Origin of the sequence: Streptomyces sp. NPDC021100, from assembly GCF_044333095.1 — a bacterium.
Lineage (GTDB): Bacteria > Actinomycetota > Actinomycetes > Streptomycetales > Streptomycetaceae > Streptomyces.
This window is the reverse complement of sequence record NZ_JBIRQH010000019.1, coordinates 93,237-108,109: the sequence shown is the minus strand read 5'-3', so window position 1 is coordinate 108,109 and position 14,873 is coordinate 93,237. Positions and strand designations below refer to the sequence as shown.

General features: G+C 73.8%; 16 protein-coding genes, 1 pseudogene and 1 riboswitch. Of the genes and pseudogenes, 4 read left to right on the top strand and 13 right to left on the bottom strand.

Annotated features, from left to right (window positions below; all coding sequences use genetic code 11):
* Nucleotides 1-26: 26 nt before the first annotated feature.
* Together ACH4PU_RS28415 and ACH4PU_RS28410 are read right to left on the bottom strand one after the other, a co-directional pair.
* Nucleotides 27-1,577: an MDR family MFS transporter gene (locus ACH4PU_RS28415; protein ID WP_398277965.1), complete on the bottom strand. Its 1,551-nt coding sequence runs from the start codon at nt 1,575-1,577 to the stop codon at nt 27-29.
* A 296-nt stretch (nt 1,578-1,873) separates the two neighbouring features.
* Complete coding sequence (locus tag ACH4PU_RS28410) at nt 1,874-2,497, bottom strand: NADPH-dependent FMN reductase (protein WP_398277961.1); 624 nt, start codon at nt 2,495-2,497, stop codon at nt 1,874-1,876.
* A 104-nt stretch (nt 2,498-2,601) separates the two neighbouring features.
* Between ACH4PU_RS28410 and ACH4PU_RS28405 the strand changes: the two genes are divergently transcribed.
* Entirely contained in the window at nt 2,602-3,327 is a 726-nt protein-coding gene (locus ACH4PU_RS28405; RefSeq protein WP_398277958.1) for a TetR/AcrR family transcriptional regulator, read from the top strand.
* 85 nt (nt 3,328-3,412) lie between these two features.
* Nucleotides 3,413-3,832 (top strand): annotated as a pseudogene (locus ACH4PU_RS28400) (GNAT family N-acetyltransferase); the annotation flags it as partial.
* Between the two features lie 52 nt (nt 3,833-3,884).
* On the opposite strand, the gene ACH4PU_RS28395 reads toward ACH4PU_RS28400, so the two are convergent.
* The 5 genes from ACH4PU_RS28395 to ACH4PU_RS28375 form a co-directional block, all read right to left on the bottom strand.
* Nucleotides 3,885-4,229, bottom strand: a complete 345-nt coding sequence (locus tag ACH4PU_RS28395; RefSeq protein ID WP_398277955.1) for a winged helix-turn-helix transcriptional regulator — start codon at nt 4,227-4,229, stop codon at nt 3,885-3,887.
* 61 nt (nt 4,230-4,290) lie between these two features.
* On the bottom strand, nt 4,291-4,884 hold the full coding sequence (locus ACH4PU_RS28390; protein WP_398277952.1) for an NADPH-dependent FMN reductase: 594 nt from the start codon (nt 4,882-4,884) through the stop codon (nt 4,291-4,293).
* 180 nt (nt 4,885-5,064) lie between these two features.
* Nucleotides 5,065-6,303 (bottom strand): GNAT family N-acetyltransferase, encoded by a 1,239-nt coding sequence (locus ACH4PU_RS28385; protein ID WP_398277949.1) that lies wholly within the window; start codon nt 6,301-6,303, stop codon nt 5,065-5,067.
* Nucleotides 6,304-6,459: 156 nt separating this feature from the next.
* A complete protein-coding gene (locus ACH4PU_RS28380; protein ID WP_398277946.1) occupies nt 6,460-7,452 on the bottom strand; it encodes an asparaginase in 993 nt (330 codons plus the stop codon).
* Between the two features lie 38 nt (nt 7,453-7,490).
* Nucleotides 7,491-8,144 carry an AmfC protein gene (locus ACH4PU_RS28375; RefSeq protein WP_398277943.1) on the bottom strand — a complete coding sequence of 218 codons (654 nt, stop codon included), beginning with the start codon at nt 8,142-8,144 and terminating at the stop codon, nt 7,491-7,493.
* Between the two features lie 147 nt (nt 8,145-8,291).
* Here ACH4PU_RS28375 and dtd point away from each other — a divergent pair, with 147 nt between their 5' ends.
* Entirely contained in the window at nt 8,292-8,717 is a 426-nt protein-coding gene (gene dtd, locus ACH4PU_RS28370) for a D-aminoacyl-tRNA deacylase (protein ID WP_398277940.1), read from the top strand.
* Nucleotides 8,718-8,963: 246 nt separating this feature from the next.
* Here the strand turns inward: dtd and ACH4PU_RS28365 are convergent, their stop codons facing one another.
* From ACH4PU_RS28365 to ACH4PU_RS28340, 6 genes are all read right to left on the bottom strand, one after another.
* Nucleotides 8,964-9,944, bottom strand: coding sequence for a YgfZ/GcvT domain-containing protein (locus ACH4PU_RS28365; protein WP_398277937.1), 981 nt, complete (start codon nt 9,942-9,944; stop codon nt 8,964-8,966).
* Between the two features lie 53 nt (nt 9,945-9,997).
* Nucleotides 9,998-10,435 carry a Fur family transcriptional regulator gene (locus ACH4PU_RS28360; RefSeq protein WP_398277934.1) on the bottom strand — a complete coding sequence of 146 codons (438 nt, stop codon included), beginning with the start codon at nt 10,433-10,435 and terminating at the stop codon, nt 9,998-10,000.
* Nucleotides 10,436-10,454: 19 nt separating this feature from the next.
* The gene (locus ACH4PU_RS28355) at nt 10,455-11,480 is read right to left on the bottom strand and encodes an ABC transporter substrate-binding protein (protein WP_398278110.1); all 1,026 of its coding nucleotides are present in this window, start codon (nt 11,478-11,480) and stop codon (nt 10,455-10,457) included.
* 32 nt (nt 11,481-11,512) lie between these two features.
* The gene (locus tag ACH4PU_RS28350; RefSeq protein WP_398277931.1) at nt 11,513-12,283 is read right to left on the bottom strand and encodes an ABC transporter ATP-binding protein; all 771 of its coding nucleotides are present in this window, start codon (nt 12,281-12,283) and stop codon (nt 11,513-11,515) included.
* Entirely contained in the window at nt 12,283-13,371 is a 1,089-nt protein-coding gene (locus ACH4PU_RS28345) for a FecCD family ABC transporter permease (protein WP_398277928.1), read from the bottom strand. Before ACH4PU_RS28345 ends, ACH4PU_RS28350 begins: the two co-directional genes overlap by 1 nt.
* A gap of 99 nt (nt 13,372-13,470) precedes the next feature.
* Nucleotides 13,471-13,601, bottom strand: a riboswitch (cobalamin riboswitch).
* Nucleotides 13,596-14,201: an FABP family protein gene (locus ACH4PU_RS28340; protein ID WP_185941587.1), complete on the bottom strand. Its 606-nt coding sequence runs from the start codon at nt 14,199-14,201 to the stop codon at nt 13,596-13,598. Its footprint overlaps the riboswitch before it by 6 nt.
* A 279-nt stretch (nt 14,202-14,480) precedes the next feature.
* Between ACH4PU_RS28340 and ACH4PU_RS28335 the strand changes: the two genes are divergently transcribed.
* Nucleotides 14,481-14,846, top strand: a complete 366-nt coding sequence (locus tag ACH4PU_RS28335; RefSeq protein WP_004949161.1) for a DsrE family protein — start codon at nt 14,481-14,483, stop codon at nt 14,844-14,846.
* The last annotated feature ends 27 nt before the right edge of the window (nt 14,847-14,873 follow it).

The window sequence follows — 14,873 nt, the reverse complement described above, 5'->3', positions numbered from 1 at the left end:
AAGGGCGGGGCCGGGGCACCCCCTCGTCAGAGGCGCTGCAACTCCGACTCCGCCTGCGACGGAGCATCCGCCTCCGGCGCGCGCCGGCTCCACGCACCCACCGCCACGACGAGGACCACCCCCGACAGCACGGCCGCGCCGACAAGCACCCCGTACAACCCCTCGGTCACCGCCTCCCCGACCGCCCTCCGCACGCTCGCGGGCAACTCCGCCAGGGATGCGGGCGAGAGCCCGCTCCCGCCGGTCAGCCGGCCGGCCGCCGGCCGGCCGAGGCGTGCGGCGAGTCCGTCGCCCATGCGGCTCGCGTAGACGGCGCCCAGGACGGACGCGCCGAGGGTGCCGCCGATGGTGCGCAGGAGCGTGACCGTTCCGGCGGCGGCGCCCATGTCGCGCGGGGGCGCGCCGCGCAGGGTGGCGAGGGTGGCGCTCTGCGTGACCGTGCCGAGGCCCAGCCCGAGGACGGCTGTCAGCGCCGAGGCGACGGGCTTCGGGGTGCCGGCGTCGAGGACGAACAGCAGCAGCGCTCCGGCGAGCATGAGGACGCCGCCCACGACCGGGACCGGGTGGTGGCGGCGGAGCCGCCCGTCGAGCCGGCCGACCGTGAGCTGCGCGGCGAGCATGCCCAGCATCAGGGGCAGCAGCAGCGTGCCGCCCGACGTCGACGAGGCGCCCAGCGCGAGCTGCAGGTACTGCGGGAGGCAGCTGATGACGGCGAGCATGGCGGCGCCGCTGAGGAAGCTCAGGATCTGCGCCGAGACGAAGGCCCGGCTGTGGAACAGCCGTGGCGGGATGACGGGTTCGGCCGCCCGCCGCTCCGCCCGCACGAACCCGGCGAGGGCCGCCGCGGCGACCGCGCCGAGGGCGGCGGTCTGCGGCGACAGCCAGGCGTATCGGGTGCCGCCCCAGCTGCCGAGCAGGGTGAGGGCGAGGATGGCGAGGGTCAGCAGCGCGATGCCGGCGACGTCGACGCGGGCCTTGATCCGCTCGGCGGGCAGCCGGACCCCGGCCACGGTCGCCACGAGCACCACCGCGCCCACGGGCAGGTTGACGTAGAAGGCCCAGCGCCAGCCGACGTGGTCGGTGAGGAACCCGCCGAGCAGCGGGCCGCCGACGAAGGCGACCGGCATCATCACGCCGATCATGGACTGCGAGCGGCCCCGGTCCTCCGGGGCGACCAGGACGCCGATGACGGACAGCGCTCCGACCATCAGGCCCCCGCCGCCCAGCCCCTGGACCGCGCGGAAGGCGATCAACTGCTCCATGTCGGAGGCCAGTCCGGACAGCGCGGAGCCGGCCAGGAAGAGGACCACGGAGGCCAGGAACGCGCCCTTCCGGCCGTAGAGGTCGCCGAGTTTGCCCCACAGCGGGGTGGTCACGGAGGCGGTGAGCAGGTAGGCGGTGACCAGCCAGGAGAGCTGGTCGACGCCGCCGAGGTCGCCGACGACCGTGGGGAGCGCGGCGCTGAGGATCTGGCCGTCGAGCGCCGACAGGAAGATGCCGAGCATCAGTCCGAAGACGCCGAGGCGGGGAAACGGCCGGGGCGCGGGCTCCGGTCCGTCCTGTGGGGTGGTGGTCATGAGGTCCCCCGGAAAGTCGATGACTGTGGTGGCTGTGGCTGTGAGCTGGGTGTGAGGGGGGCTCCGGCGTCCGCCGGCGGCCCGGGACGATGCGTGTGAGGTGCGCACGGGCCCGGTGGTGGCGGACCTCCGTGATGTGGGGACGGACCGCTGGGCCGGCGGCCGGCGAGGTGCGACCGCCGCCCCCGGGGCGTCGGCGGTCGCCTCCCCGTCGCCCCCGCCCCCGTACCCGCGCGCCCACAGAGCCGGCGACGTGCCGGTCGCGCGGAGCCGGTCCGGCCGGCCCGGTCCGCGCCTCAGGCGGCCGCCGCGGCGTAGGGCCCCGCCCGCCGCGCGTCGCGCAGCGCGCCCGCCCACCAGGCCAGTTGGTCGAGCTGGGACGTGGCCGCGGCCTCGGCGTGGCGGTCGGTCAGGCGGCCGTCGGCGTCGAAGGGGCCGTCGGAGAGCTGGAAGGAGACCGTGTCGCGCAGGGTCGCCGCGTCGAGCTCGGCCAGGACCAGCCGCAGTTGCTCGACGGCGCGCAGGCCGCCGGACCGGCCTCCGTAGGAGACGAAGGTGACCGGCTTGGCCTGCCATTCCCGGTGGTGCCAGTCGATGGCGTTCTTCAGCGAGGCCGGGAAGCTGCGGTTGTACTCCGGCGTGACGATGACGAAGCCGTCCGCCGCCGCGAGCCGGGGCGAGACGGCGGCGAGCAGTTCCGCGGTTCCCTCGGGGGCGGGGCCGCCGAACGCGGGGAAGACGGTGGGCAGCGGGGTCTCGACGAGGTCGACGAGATCGGCGTCCATGTCGTCCCGCTCGGCGAGGCGGCTCATCACCCAGCGGGCCACGACCGGGCCGAAGCGCCCTTCCCGGGTGCTGCCGTTGAGGACGGCGATGCGCAGAGGGTCGGCGGCGGTGCGGAATGTGTACGTCGTATCCATGAGCGTACAACGTACACACCGATGTGTACGGCGTCTACCACTGATACGCTGTACGCGGCATTCGACGGCGGGCCACGGCCGCCGGCAGGACGAAGGAGCGGTGCATGGCGGACGCGAACGGTGCCGGCGGCGCCCCCAGCCTGTGGGAACGGCTCGAACGGCCGGCCCCCGCGCCGCGTCCGGCCGCGCTCACCCCCCAGCGCATCGCCGCCGCCGCGATCGCCATCGCCGACGCGGAGGGCCTGGAGGCCGTCACCATGCGCCGGCTCGCCGCCGACCTCGGCGTGGCTCCCATGGCCGCGTACCGCTACGTGTCCGGCAAGGACGAACTCATCGCGCTGATGGTCGACTTCGTCCACGGCGAGATGGACCTGCCGGACGCCACCGACGACTGGCGGACGGTCATGCGCGCGGTCGCCGTGCGCACCCGGGCCCTGGCGCTGGAGCACCCGTGGATGGCGCGGGCCGACCATCTGTCGCTCACGCCGAACCAGTTCGCCGTCTCCGAGCGCGTTCTCGCCGCCCTGGGCGGCCTGGGCCTGGACGCCGACACGATGATGGCCGTCTTCCGCACGGTCTCCGCGTACGTGCGCGGTGCCGTCGACTCCGAGATCGGCCTGTCGCTGATGATGCGCAAGCGGGGCTGGAACACGGGCGACGAGACCCGGGAGGGTCTGGCCCCCGAGATGACCTGGCTCATGGGCACCGGGCGCTACCCCGCGACCCGCCGCTACCTGGCGGAGGCCCAGCGCAAGGACGACGCCGAGTGGCGGTTCGCACTGGGCCTGGACTGCGTGCTCGACGGCATCGCGGCCCGGCTGGGCATCTGAGGGCGGCGGGGGCTCGCGGCCGACCCGACAAGCTCTCCGGCGGCCGGCGGGCCGCCCGCCCCGCCCGTCGCCGGCATGCCGCCGCATGACCATGCGCAGACAGGGCGGGTACGAACTCTCGACCGATCTCGACCGCCTCGACGTCGGTCTTGTCCACTACTGGCTGTCCACCGACGCGTTCTGGGCGACCGGCCGCAGCCGGGAGACCGTCGAGAAGGCCGTCGCGGGCTCCCTCGACTTCGGGGTGTACGACCCCGAGGGCCGGCAGGCGGGTTACGCGCGGGTGGTCACCGACCTCGCGGCGTTCGGCCGGCTCTGCGACGTCTACGTCTCCCCGGACCACCGCGGCCGCGGCCTCGGGGCCTGGCTCGCGACGGCCGTCCGCGACCACCTCGCCCCGTACCGGCTGAAGCGCCTGCTGCTCAGCACCAAGGAAGCCCACGGGCTGTACGCCCAGGCGGGGTTCGTGCCCGCCCTCGACCCGGACCGGCTGATGATGACGAGCTTCGGGGACGACCCGCTCCCGGGCGCCGCCGCCGGCCGACGCCCGGCCGGGGTCAGGCCGCCGAGTCCGCCTGCGCGTCCCGGGGCAGCATGCGGCGGGCGCCCCAGGCGCCCAGCGGGGCGAGGGCGGCGTTCAGCCCGTGTCCGTCCTCGGTGAGCGAGTAGTCGACCTTGGGGGGCACGGCATCGTGCACCCGCCGGTGCACGATGCCGTCCGTCTCCAGCTCGCGGAGCTGCTGTGTGAGGACCTTCTCGCTCACGCCCGGCAGGGATCTGCGGAGGGCGCCGAACCGGCGCGGGCCGTCCCGGAGTTCCCAGAGGATCAGCACCTTCCACTTGCCTTCGATCACATGCATGGCGGCGTCGATCGGACAGTGGTACGGCATCAGCTTGGTCATGCCCCCATCGTGCCGCAACGCCCCGCCTCCCGCGCCGGCCGGCGGGTGCCGCGGACGCGGCTCAGACGGTGTACGGCCGGGCCTCCCGGGCCTCGCGGAGCGAGACGGCCCACCAGGTGAGCTGGTCGAGCAGCACCTTGGCCGCGCCGGCGGCCCGGTTCCCCGCCTCCTCGTCGAGGTGGCGGCCGGAGGCGTCGAAGGCGCCCCAGGGGCTGTGGAAGCTGACGGTCTCGCGGATGGTGACGGCGTGCAGCTCCGCCAGGACCGGCCGCAGGTGCTCGACCGCCCGCAGGCCGCCGGACAGCCCGCCGTAGGAGACGAACGCCACCGGCTTGGCCCGCCACGGGGTCGCGTGCCAGTCGATCAGGGCCTTCAGCGAGGCCGGGTAACTGTGGTTGTACTCGGGAGTGATGATGACGAACGCGTCGGCCCGCTCCAGCCGCGGCGACACTGCGGCGAGCAGCGCCGCGTCGTCCGCGTCCGGCTGGGGGCTGAGCCGGGCCGGGAGCGGGAGGCCGGCGAGGTCGACGACGTCCACGTCGATGTCGTCGCGCTCGGCGAGGTGGGTGCCGAACCAGCCGGCGACGGTCGGGCCGAAGCGGCCGTCGCGGGTGGAGGCGACGATCACGGCGAGGCGGTAGGGGGCGTGCGGCATGGCGGTTCCTCCGGACGGTGACGGCGAACGATGGGTGGGCCCGGCGTCGTGGGTACTGCGGGGGCGACGGGACGACGAGGAAGAGCTTGAAGCCTCAAGCTCACTTGAGGTCAAGCCGGGAGCCCGTCGGCCCGTCCCCCGGTCGGAACCGGTCGGAACCCGTCCCCCGGTCGGAACCGGTCAGAAGATGTCGGGGCACCACGGCCGGCGCGGCGTCCGCAGCAGCAGGTCCGCCCGCGCGGCGGCCCCCGGCCGCTCCTCGGTGACGGATCCGGCGGCCGCCAGCCGTACGGCCGACTCGTCGCCGAGGTACAGGGACCCCAACGCGCCCGCCCCGAGCGTGAGATCGGCGTCCCGGGAGGTGGACGAGCAGACGGCCCCCTCCGGCCCGGCCTCCAGCAGGTAGCGCCCGGCGGCGTACCCGTCCGGGTCGGTGACCTCCAGGACGAGGGAGCCCTCGGCGGCGTACGTCCGCGCCTCCAGCAGCGCCGGCACGTCGAGCGGGCGCAGCCAGAGGAGGTCCGTCTGGCCGGTGATCCGGGCGGCGCGCGGGTCCGGCAGCAGCAGCGGCAGGATGTCGTCGGGCGCGCGGTCGCGGGTGGTGACGGTGGTGATCCAGTCGACGGCGAACAGGTAGTGCCACAGGGCGCGTTCGGCGGCCGGGGAGACGGCGATGAGGTCGCGCACGACGGCCTTGTTCTCCGGCTGCATGGCGGTCCACTGGTCCTCGACGCCGTAGGTGAGCAGGCCGTCCACGCGCCCCTCCGGGGACCGGTACAGCACCTGGAACGGCTCCTTCCAGCCCGTGGGAAGGGGCAGGTCGCCGGTGGCGAACCGCCACCACCGTTCGGTGCGGTCGACCACGCCGTGGCGCTGGGCGCGCAGCCGTTCGTGCAGGCCGGGGCCGTGCTCGCGGACGGCGGCGCCGTCCGCGAAGTCCACCCGCCCGCCGCACTCCGGGCCCGCGTACCGCCGGTCGAGCCCGCTGCGGGCGATGTGCACCTCCCAGGCGGCGGAGGTGGTGGCCGGACCGAAGCCGTACCGCCCGTAGATCGGGTACTCGGCGGCGACCAGCGTCGCGGCGGCGTCCCCGCGCTCCTTGGCGGCGGCCAGGTCGCGCGCCATCATCCGGCTGAGCGCGCCACGCCTGCGGTGCGTGGGGGAGACGGTGACGTTGGTGATGGCGTTCACGGCGGGCTGCGCGCCGCCGGGCACCGTCAGCCGCTGCGGATGGCTGCGGAACGTGCCGACGCAGCGCCCGTCGTCGAAGACGCCCTGGGTGCGGGCGCGGTCCATGCCCGCCGCGCGGACCTCCACCTCCTCCTTGTCGGGTGTGGGGGAGGTGAGGAAACCCGTGCGCATGGCGGTGACCCAGGAGGTCAGGTCGCTGTCGTCGATCGTCCGTATGTCAAGTGCCATACGGCGTACGGTAGGTGGGTGCCTTGGGGGAGCGCCCCTGATTTTCGGGGCGCCACGTGGGCTTCCCGGGACGCCACGTCGGCCTCCCGGCACCGCGCCGGCCTCGGGGGCGCCGCGCCGGCCTCGGGGGCGCCCCGGTCGCCTCGTCGCCGGCGCTCAGAACGCCGCGCGGATCTCCCCGACCCGCTCGCCGCCGCCCAGCAGCGGCGCGTCGGCGATCCGGGCGAGGACGGGCGCCTCGACGCCCGCCAGCTCCAGCGCCCGGGCCAGCACCGGGCCGAGGGCCCGCAGCGAACCGTCGTCGATCTTGAACGCCAGCGCCCGGCCGTCCGGCAGCGCCACCGCCTGGACCGCCTCCGCGCCCATCTTCGACAGCGTCCCCGGCACCTCGCGCATCAGCCAGGTGTCGGGACGGCGGGTGCCGGCCACGTACTCCGGGTGGGCGCGCATCGCGTCCGCCACCCGCCGCTCCGGCGAACCGGGCTCCGCGAGCACGAAGTGGCGGAAGGCGCGGGCGAGACCGGTGAGGGAGACGGCCATCAGGGGCGCCCCGCAGCCGTCCGTGCCGACGTGCGCGACGCGCTCGCCGCTCGCCTCCTCGACGGCGGCCAGGGCGAGCCGCTGGAGGGGGTGCTCGGGGTCCAGGTACGAGTCCACCGGCCAGCCGTTGGCGGCGGACGCGGCGATCATGGCGGCGTGCTTGCCGGAGCAGTTCATGGTGACCCGGTCCCGCACCCGGCCCGCGGCCAGGTACGCCTCCGCCTCGGCGGGGTCCAGCGGCAGGTCGGGCGGGGTCTGGAGGTCGCCCTCGGTGAGCCCGAACTCGTCCAGCATGGTGCGGACCAGCTCCAGGTGGAACGTTTCGCCCGAATGGCTCGCCGCCGCGAGGGCCAGCCGCTCCCCGGAGAGCTCCAGACCGGCCCGGAGGACGGCCGCGGCCTGCATCGGCTTGTTGGCGGAGCGCGGGAAGACGGGCGCGGAGGGGTCGCCGAGCGCCAGCTCCACACTCCCGTCCGCCCCCAGCAGCACCAGCGAGCCGCGGTGCCGGCCCTCGACGAAGCCGGACCGGACGACCTCGGCGAGGACCGGGCGTATCGCGTCGTCGTCCGGCGCGGATATCGCGGGCCGGGAAGGGGTGGAGGTGCTCATGGGCCGGGCCTTCCGGGGGCGGGGACCGCCCCCGGGTGTCACGGGAGCAGGTCGTCTACTTGCGCTTCTCCTTCACGGTACCTGCGCGCGATCTCCGCACCGCAATCGTCCGCCGTCCGCTGGAGCTGCCGGCGCCGCTCGGAGACGTGCCGCTCGTAGGCCGCGAGCCGGGCCAGCCCCGCCCGCAGCTCGGCGTCCGTCCGGGCGGCCAGGTCCGACAGGCCGACCTCGCCCAGCGTGTCCTCGGCCAGCCGCCGGTACTCCTCGCCGTGCGGCGTCCCCAGCGTCACATGGCGGGCCGAGGAGCGGTGGGCGGACGGATCGTCCGTGAGGATCTCCGTCAGCCGGTCCACCAGCAGCCGGCGGTCGGACGACGGGCTGCCCGGCGCCGTCCGGCGCTCCAGCTCGGCCCGCAGGATGTCGATACGGCCCTGGAGCAGCCGCCGGACGTAACTGAGGTCCGCCTCCTCCCGCCGGGCCTCCTTGCGCACCGCCCGCAGCTCCGCCAGCCGCAGCTCCCCGAGCTGCCGCACGGGAACGTCCGCGAGCCGCCCCGACCGCTGGCTCGGCGGCCTCGCGTGCAGACTGTCCACGGCGTCCCCGGCTTCCGATGCCTTCGCCCTGAGCGCTTCGAGTGTCTTCTCAGGCGTCTTCTCGGGTGTCTTGAGGTGGTCCTCGATCGGTGTGGTCATGCGGCTCCGTCCCCTCGCGCCGGGTGCGTACGGAACGCTGTGCCCGCATATCGCACCGCCTGCACGCATCGTGCCACTGCGCCCCGCCCGGCCGCAGGCCGTCTCCACCCGAACGGCCCTGAACGGGCACACGGCATCATGGACGGCATGCGAGCCGTGGTGCAGAGGGTGAACGGGGCGTCCGTCGTCGTCGACGGCCGGACGGTCGGCGAGATCGTGGGCGAGGGGCTGTGCGTGCTGGTCGGGGTGACCCACGACGACACCCCCGAGAAGGCGGCGCAGCTGGCCCGCAAGCTGTGGTCCGTCCGGATCCTCGCCGACGAGAAGTCCTGTTCCGACGTGGGCGCGCCGCTGCTCGTGATCTCCCAGTTCACGCTTTACGGTGACGCGCGGAAGGGGCGGCGGCCCACCTGGAACGCGGCTGCTCCGGGCCGCGTGGCCGAGCCTTTGGTCGATGAGGTGGTGGCTCGGCTGCGGGAGTTGGGGGCGTCGGTGGAGACGGGGGTGTTCGGGGCCGACATGAAGGTGTCGTTGACGAACGACGGGCCGTTCACGGTGCTGCTGGAGGTGTGAGGGGGAAGGTGCCCCGGTCCCTCCCCCAGAGGGGGGACCCCCACTTCTCCGATTCCTGGGGCTGCGCCCCAGACCCCCTTTTCGCGGCTTCGCCGCTCGTCCTCAAACGCCGGACGGGCTGAATCGTGCGCCCGGGCGCCATATCCAGCCCGTCCGGCGATTGAGGACAACCGCGCGGAGCGCGGTTTGGGGGGTGCGGGGGTGCAGCCCCCGCAAGAAACGGTGAAAGGGCGGGACCGGGGCACCCTACGGCTCGACCACGACCTCCTGCGCCGCCGCCGTCCCCTCGCCCACGACCAACGCCGCGTCCACGGGTACGTTCCGCTTCACCAAGGCAAGCGCGATCGGCCCCAACTCGTAGTGCCGGACGGCCGTGGTCACAAACCCGAGCTGCCGCCCCCCGGCCCCATCCGCGGCCAGGCGGACCGGCTCCCCATGGGAAGGCAGCCGCACGTCGCTCCCGTCCAGGTGCAGGAAGACCAGCCGCCGCGGCGGCTTCCCCAGGTTCTGCACCCGCGCCACCGTCTCCTGCCCCCGGTAGCAGCCCTTCTGCAGGTGGACGGCCGTGCCGATGAGCCCGAGCTCGTGCGGGATCGTCCGGTGGTCCGTCTCCAGCCCGAGCCGCGGCCGGTGGGCCTCGACGCGGAGGGCCTCCAGGGCGAGGGTGCCGGCGGCGGGACCGTGTTCCGCCGCGAAGGACTCCAGCCGCTCGCGCGGCAGGAACAGGTCGCGCCCGTGCGGCGTCTCGCGGACGACGACGCCGTCGGGGGCCTCGGTGATGGAGCCGGCGGGGAGGTGGACGACGGCGATCTCGTCGGTGCGGTCGGCGACCTCCACCCGGTAGAAGAACTTCATGCTCTCCAGATAGGCGAGCAGCGCTTCCTGGGTGCCGGGTTCCACGTGGGCCCAGACGGTCGTGCCGTCGTCGACGAGGGAGAGGGCGTGTTCGATGTGGCCGTTGGCGGTCAGGATCAGTGCCTCGGTGGCCTGCCCGGGCGGCAGCTCGCTGACGTGCTGGGTGAGCAGCAGGTGCAGCCAGCTCAGCCGGTCGTCGCCGGAGACGGCGACCACGCCCCGGTGGGAGAGGTCGACGAAGCCGGACCCGTCGGCGAGCGCGCGCTGCTCGCGGAACGGGTCGCCGTAGTGCGCGGCGACGCCTTCGTCCGGGCCCTCGGCGGGGACGGCGCCGGGCAGCGACAGCAGAGGGCTCTTGGATTGACGCAGCATGCGCCCAGCCTACGACTCGCGCGGGCGCGGGCCGATGCCCCGTACGGTCCGCCTTACGAGCCGGCCGGGGTCTTCCCCGAGGCACAGGACCCGCACCGGCCGAAGATCGCGAAGTGCTTCATGTCCGTCTCGAAGCCGAACTCCGCGCGCAGCCGCTCGGTGAAGTCGGCGGCCACCGACAGACCCGCCTCGATCACCCCGGTGCAGTCCCGGCAGACCAGGTGTATGTGGTCGTGCCGGTCCGCGAGGTGGTACGTGGGGGCGCCGTGGCCGAGGTGGGCGTGGCTGACCAGGCCGAGCTCCTCCAGGAGCTCCAGCGTCCGGTAGACGGTGGAGATGTTGATGCCGCCGGCCGTCTTGCGGACCTCGGTGAGGATGTCGTCCGGCGTCGCGTGCTCCAGCCGGTCCACCGCTTCCAGGACGAGCTGGCGCTGGGGCGTCAGCCGGTAACCGCGCCTGCGGAGATCGCTCTGCCAGTCGGTGTCCACCACGCCTCCAGTCTAGGCGGGGTCAGCCTTCCCTGACCCCCTTGAGATAGCCGGCCAGGGCCGCGACGGCGTCCGGGTTGCGCGGGCTCTCCACGAGGTCCACATAGTCGAGGACGAAGATCCGCTTGTTCTTCACGGCCGGGACGTCGGCCAGCGGCGGGTAGGAGAGCAGGAACTTCCGCTTCTCCTCGGCGGTGACGTCGCCGTAGTTGTTGATGACGATGACGTCGGGCCGCCGGTCGACCACCGTCTCCCAGCCGACGGTGGTCCAGGTGTCCTTCAGGTCGCTCATCACATGGTCGCCGCCGGCCTTGGTGATGATGTCGTGCGGGCCCGCGTAGGCGCCCGCGGTCACCGGCTTGTCGCGGCCGTCGTCGTAGAGGAAGACCTTGGGCCGCTTGCCGTCCGCCGGGATCGCGGCCTGCGCGTCCGCGACCTTCTTCTTGAACCCGGCGACGAGCCTCGCCGCCCGGTCCTCGACGTCGAAGATCTTCCCCAGGGTGGTGAGATCGGTGTACAGCGCCTCCAGCGGCGGCATCACGCCCCGCTCCTTGCCGCTGCCGCTGCGGCAGGACTCGGTGAGCACGTACGAGCCGATGCCCAGCTTCTTCAGCGCGGCGGGCGTGAAGCCGTCGCCCTCGCCGAAGCCGTAGTTCCAGCCGGCGAAGACGAGGTCGGCCCTGGCGTCGAGGACCATCTCCTTGTTGATCTGCTTGGTGGACAGCCGCTTGACCTTGTCGTAGCCGTCCTTCCAGGGGAGGTCGTCCTTGCGGCTCGTCTTGTAGTCCGGCGCCACGTAGCCGGCCATGTGGTCCTCCAGGCCGAGGGCGAACATGATCTCGGCGATGCCCACGTCGTTGGTCACCACCCGGCGCGGTGCCTTGTCGTACACCGTCTTCACGCCGCAGTTCTCGATGGTGACGGGGTAATGGCCGGACGCGGAGGGCTTCTTCGCGTCCTCGGCCTTCGGATCCTCGTCCACCTGCGCGCCGCAGCCCGCCAGGGCGAGGGCTGCGGTCAGGCAGACGAGGACGCGGGCGGTTCGCATGGCTCGCATGGCGGGGCTCCTGAGGAAGGGGATCACCGGGGGAGGCGGTCGAAGAGGAGTTGCTGGACGCCGGACACCGGGTGGGGCACCCGGTGCGCCCGGACGCCGAAGACGTCGGCCAGCAGCCCGGACGTCAGCACCTCGTCCGGCGGCCCGGAGGCGACGAGCCGTCCGCCGTGGACGACGTACAGGACGTCGCAGTGGGTCGTGGCGAGGTTGAGGTCGTGCAGCGCGGCGAGCACGGTGAGCCCGGAGTCCCGTACGAGCGCGAGGACTTCGAGCTGCTGGCTGATGTCGAGGTGGTTGGTCGGCTCGTCCAGGACCAGCACCTTCGGCCGCTGCGCCAGGGCGCGCGCGATCAGGACGCGCTGCTTCTCGCCGCCGGAGAGGGTGAGGAAGCCGCGGTCCGTGAGGTGCCCGGCGCCGACCCGCTCCAGGGCCGCCGCGCAGGCGTCGGTGTCCTCGCGGGAGGTGCGGCCGGCCGCCCGCTGGTGCGGCAGCCGGCCCATCGCGACGACCTCGGCGACCGTGAAGTCGAACTCGCCGCCCGACTCCTGCGGCAGCGCCGCCAGCCGCCGGGCGCCCTCGCGGGCGGTGAGCCCGTGCAGGTCGTCGCCGTCCAGCAGCACCCGGCCGTGCGTCGGCCGCAGCGCGCGGTAGACGCACCGCAGCAGCGTCGACTTCCCGCTGCCGTTGGGTCCGACGACGCCGACGAACTGCCCGCTCTCGGCCCGCAGTTCCACGTCCCGGACCAGCCGGGCGCCGGCCACCTCGACCGACAGGTCCTCGATGTCGACCCGCATCAGGCCCCTCCGAAGGTGTAGCCGCGCCGGCGCATCAGCAGGATGAAGCAGGGCACGCCGATCAGTGCCGTGATCACGCCGACCGGCAGTTCGACGGGCGCGAGCAGCAGCCGCGAGACGACGTCCACCCACACCAGCAGCACAGCGCCCAGCAGCGGCGCGACCGCGAGGACCCGGCGGTGGTCGGCGCCGACCAGCATCCGGGTGGCGTGCGGGACCATCAGCCCGACGAAGCCGATGGCGCCGCTGACGGCCACCACGGCACCGGTGACGGCCGCGACCACGACGAACAGCACCCGGCGCCGCCGCTCGGGGTCGACGCCGAGCGCGGACGACGTCTCGTCGCCCATGGCCAGCACGTTCAGGCCGCGCGCCGACCACAGCAGGTAGCCCAGGCCCAGCAGCACGGCGCCGGCGGCGATCGGCACGGACTGCCAGCTCGCCCCGCCCAGGCTGCCGAGCAGCCACATCATGGCCGAGCGGGCGGCGTCCCCGCGGTCCGCGCTGAAGACCATCAGGGTGGTGATCGCGGAGAAGCCGTAGTACATGGCCGTCCCGACCAGCACCAGCCGCAGCGGGGTCAGCCCGTGCCCGGTGCCGCGGGCCGCCGCGTAGACCAGGGCCATGGAGGCGAGCGCGGAGAGGAACGCGGCGCTGGACAGCGCCCAGACGCCCAGCGAGCCGAGCACGCCGAAGAGGAGCACCGCGTTGGCGCCGACGGCGGCGCCGGAGGAGATGCCGAGCACGAACGGGTCGGCGAGGGCGTTGCGGACCAGCGCCTGGGTGGCCACGCCGACGGCGGCGAGCCCGGCGCCGACCACGGCCGCCAGCAGGGCGCGCGGGAAGCGCAGCTCCCAGACGATGGTGTAGGCGGAGACCTCGTCCGCCCCGATCCTGCCGCCGGTCAGCCCCGCGCCCAGGTAGTGCAGCACCCGGCCCCAGCCGATGCCGGAGGAGCCGAGGGCGACGCAGCAGAGCAGGGAGCCGAGCAGGGTCACGGTCAGCCCGGCGAGCAGGGGTGGCAGCGGGATCCGCCGCGCCGGTGCGGTGGTGCCGGGACCGGGCGGGGCGTGTGCGGTGGTCGCCAAGGGGGACGCCTTCGGCTCGGGCCGTGGGCCCGGGCGAGACGTGCCCGGAGGAGCCCCGCCGCGCCGCGGGGGGCCTCCCCTCGCAGTCCACGGCAAGTTGTCAGGAGCTGACACCGCCGCGGGTGATCGGGCTCGCAGAACGGGTGTTCTGCCTACCGTTGCGGGTCAGCGCCGGACTTCGACCGGACTTCCCCCGCGGGGCGCTTCGTACGAGAGCCTGGGGCTTACGGCTGCTCGGGGTTGTAGGGGGTGCCGTCCGGGCGGAAGAAGGAGACGCCGTCCGGCAGGTCGTCCGGCAGGTTCCGCGCCCACTCCTCCAGAGCGGCCACGTCGGCGGTCTTCTTCAGCTGCGCGGACATGTACGGCCGCAGCGGCACCTCGGGGGTGGCCTTCTCGCCGACCCACATCAGGTCGCCCTTGACGTACCCGTAGAGGCGCTTGCCGCCGGAGTACGGGCCGGACGCGGCGGTCCGTGCGACCGCGTCCGTGACGATGTCGATCTGCGGCTTCTTGTCGGCGAGCTCGCCGTACCAGACCTCGACGACGCCCTGGTCGCGGATCATGACGACCTCGACCTTGCGGTCCTTGTCGATCCGCCAGTAGCCGCTCTCGGTCTCCAGCGGACGGACCTTGTTCCCCTCGGCGTCGAGCACCCAGCTGTGCGAGACGTACTCCAGGAAGTCCCGGCCGTCGTGGGTGAAGGTGACTTCCTGCCCGAAGTTGCACTTCTCGGAGCCCGGGAAGTCGGCGACGCCCGCCCCCTCCCACTTGCCGAGGAGGAAGACGAGGGGCACCAGGTCCCGGTGGAGGTCGGACGGAATCTCGATCATGGGCTCAGCTCAGACGATCTGTAGGGGGGGTGGTCGGGGAGGCTCAGCGCTGGCCCTGGTACAGCTTCTTCCAGGTCAGCCCGGCGAACGCGAGAACGCCGACGGCGACCAGAACCAGCAGGGTGGTGAAGAATGCCTCAAGCACGAGCGCGCTCCTCGGTCGGAGTGAGGGGTTACGGACCTGCGACGAGTCTAGTCGGCCCGCTCCGGATCGGCGGTGCGAGGTGGTACGGGCCGCACAGGCCCCCCGGGAACGGGCGCCCGGCCTAGAGTGATCCCATGCGGAAGAAGCTCGTGATCAAGGTGACGGCGGGCGCGGACGCGCCCGAGCGGTGCTCGCAGGCGTTCACGGTGGCGGCCGTCGCCGTCGCGAGTGGCGTCGAGGTCTCGCTGTGGCTGACCGGGGAGTCGTCCTGGTTCGCCCTGCCGGGCCGGGCGGCGGAGTTCGAACTGCCGCACGCGGCGCCGCTGCCGGAGCTGATCGACGGCATCCGGGCGGGCGGCGGCATGATCACCGTCTGCACGCAGTGCGCGGCGCGGCGGGACATCGAGGAGAAGGACCTGATCGAGGGCGCGCGCATCGCGGGGGCCCAGGTGTTCGTCGGCGAGGCCATGGCGGACGGCGTGCAGGCGCTGGTCTACTGAGCCGTCACTGGCCGTCGCGCTGAGCCG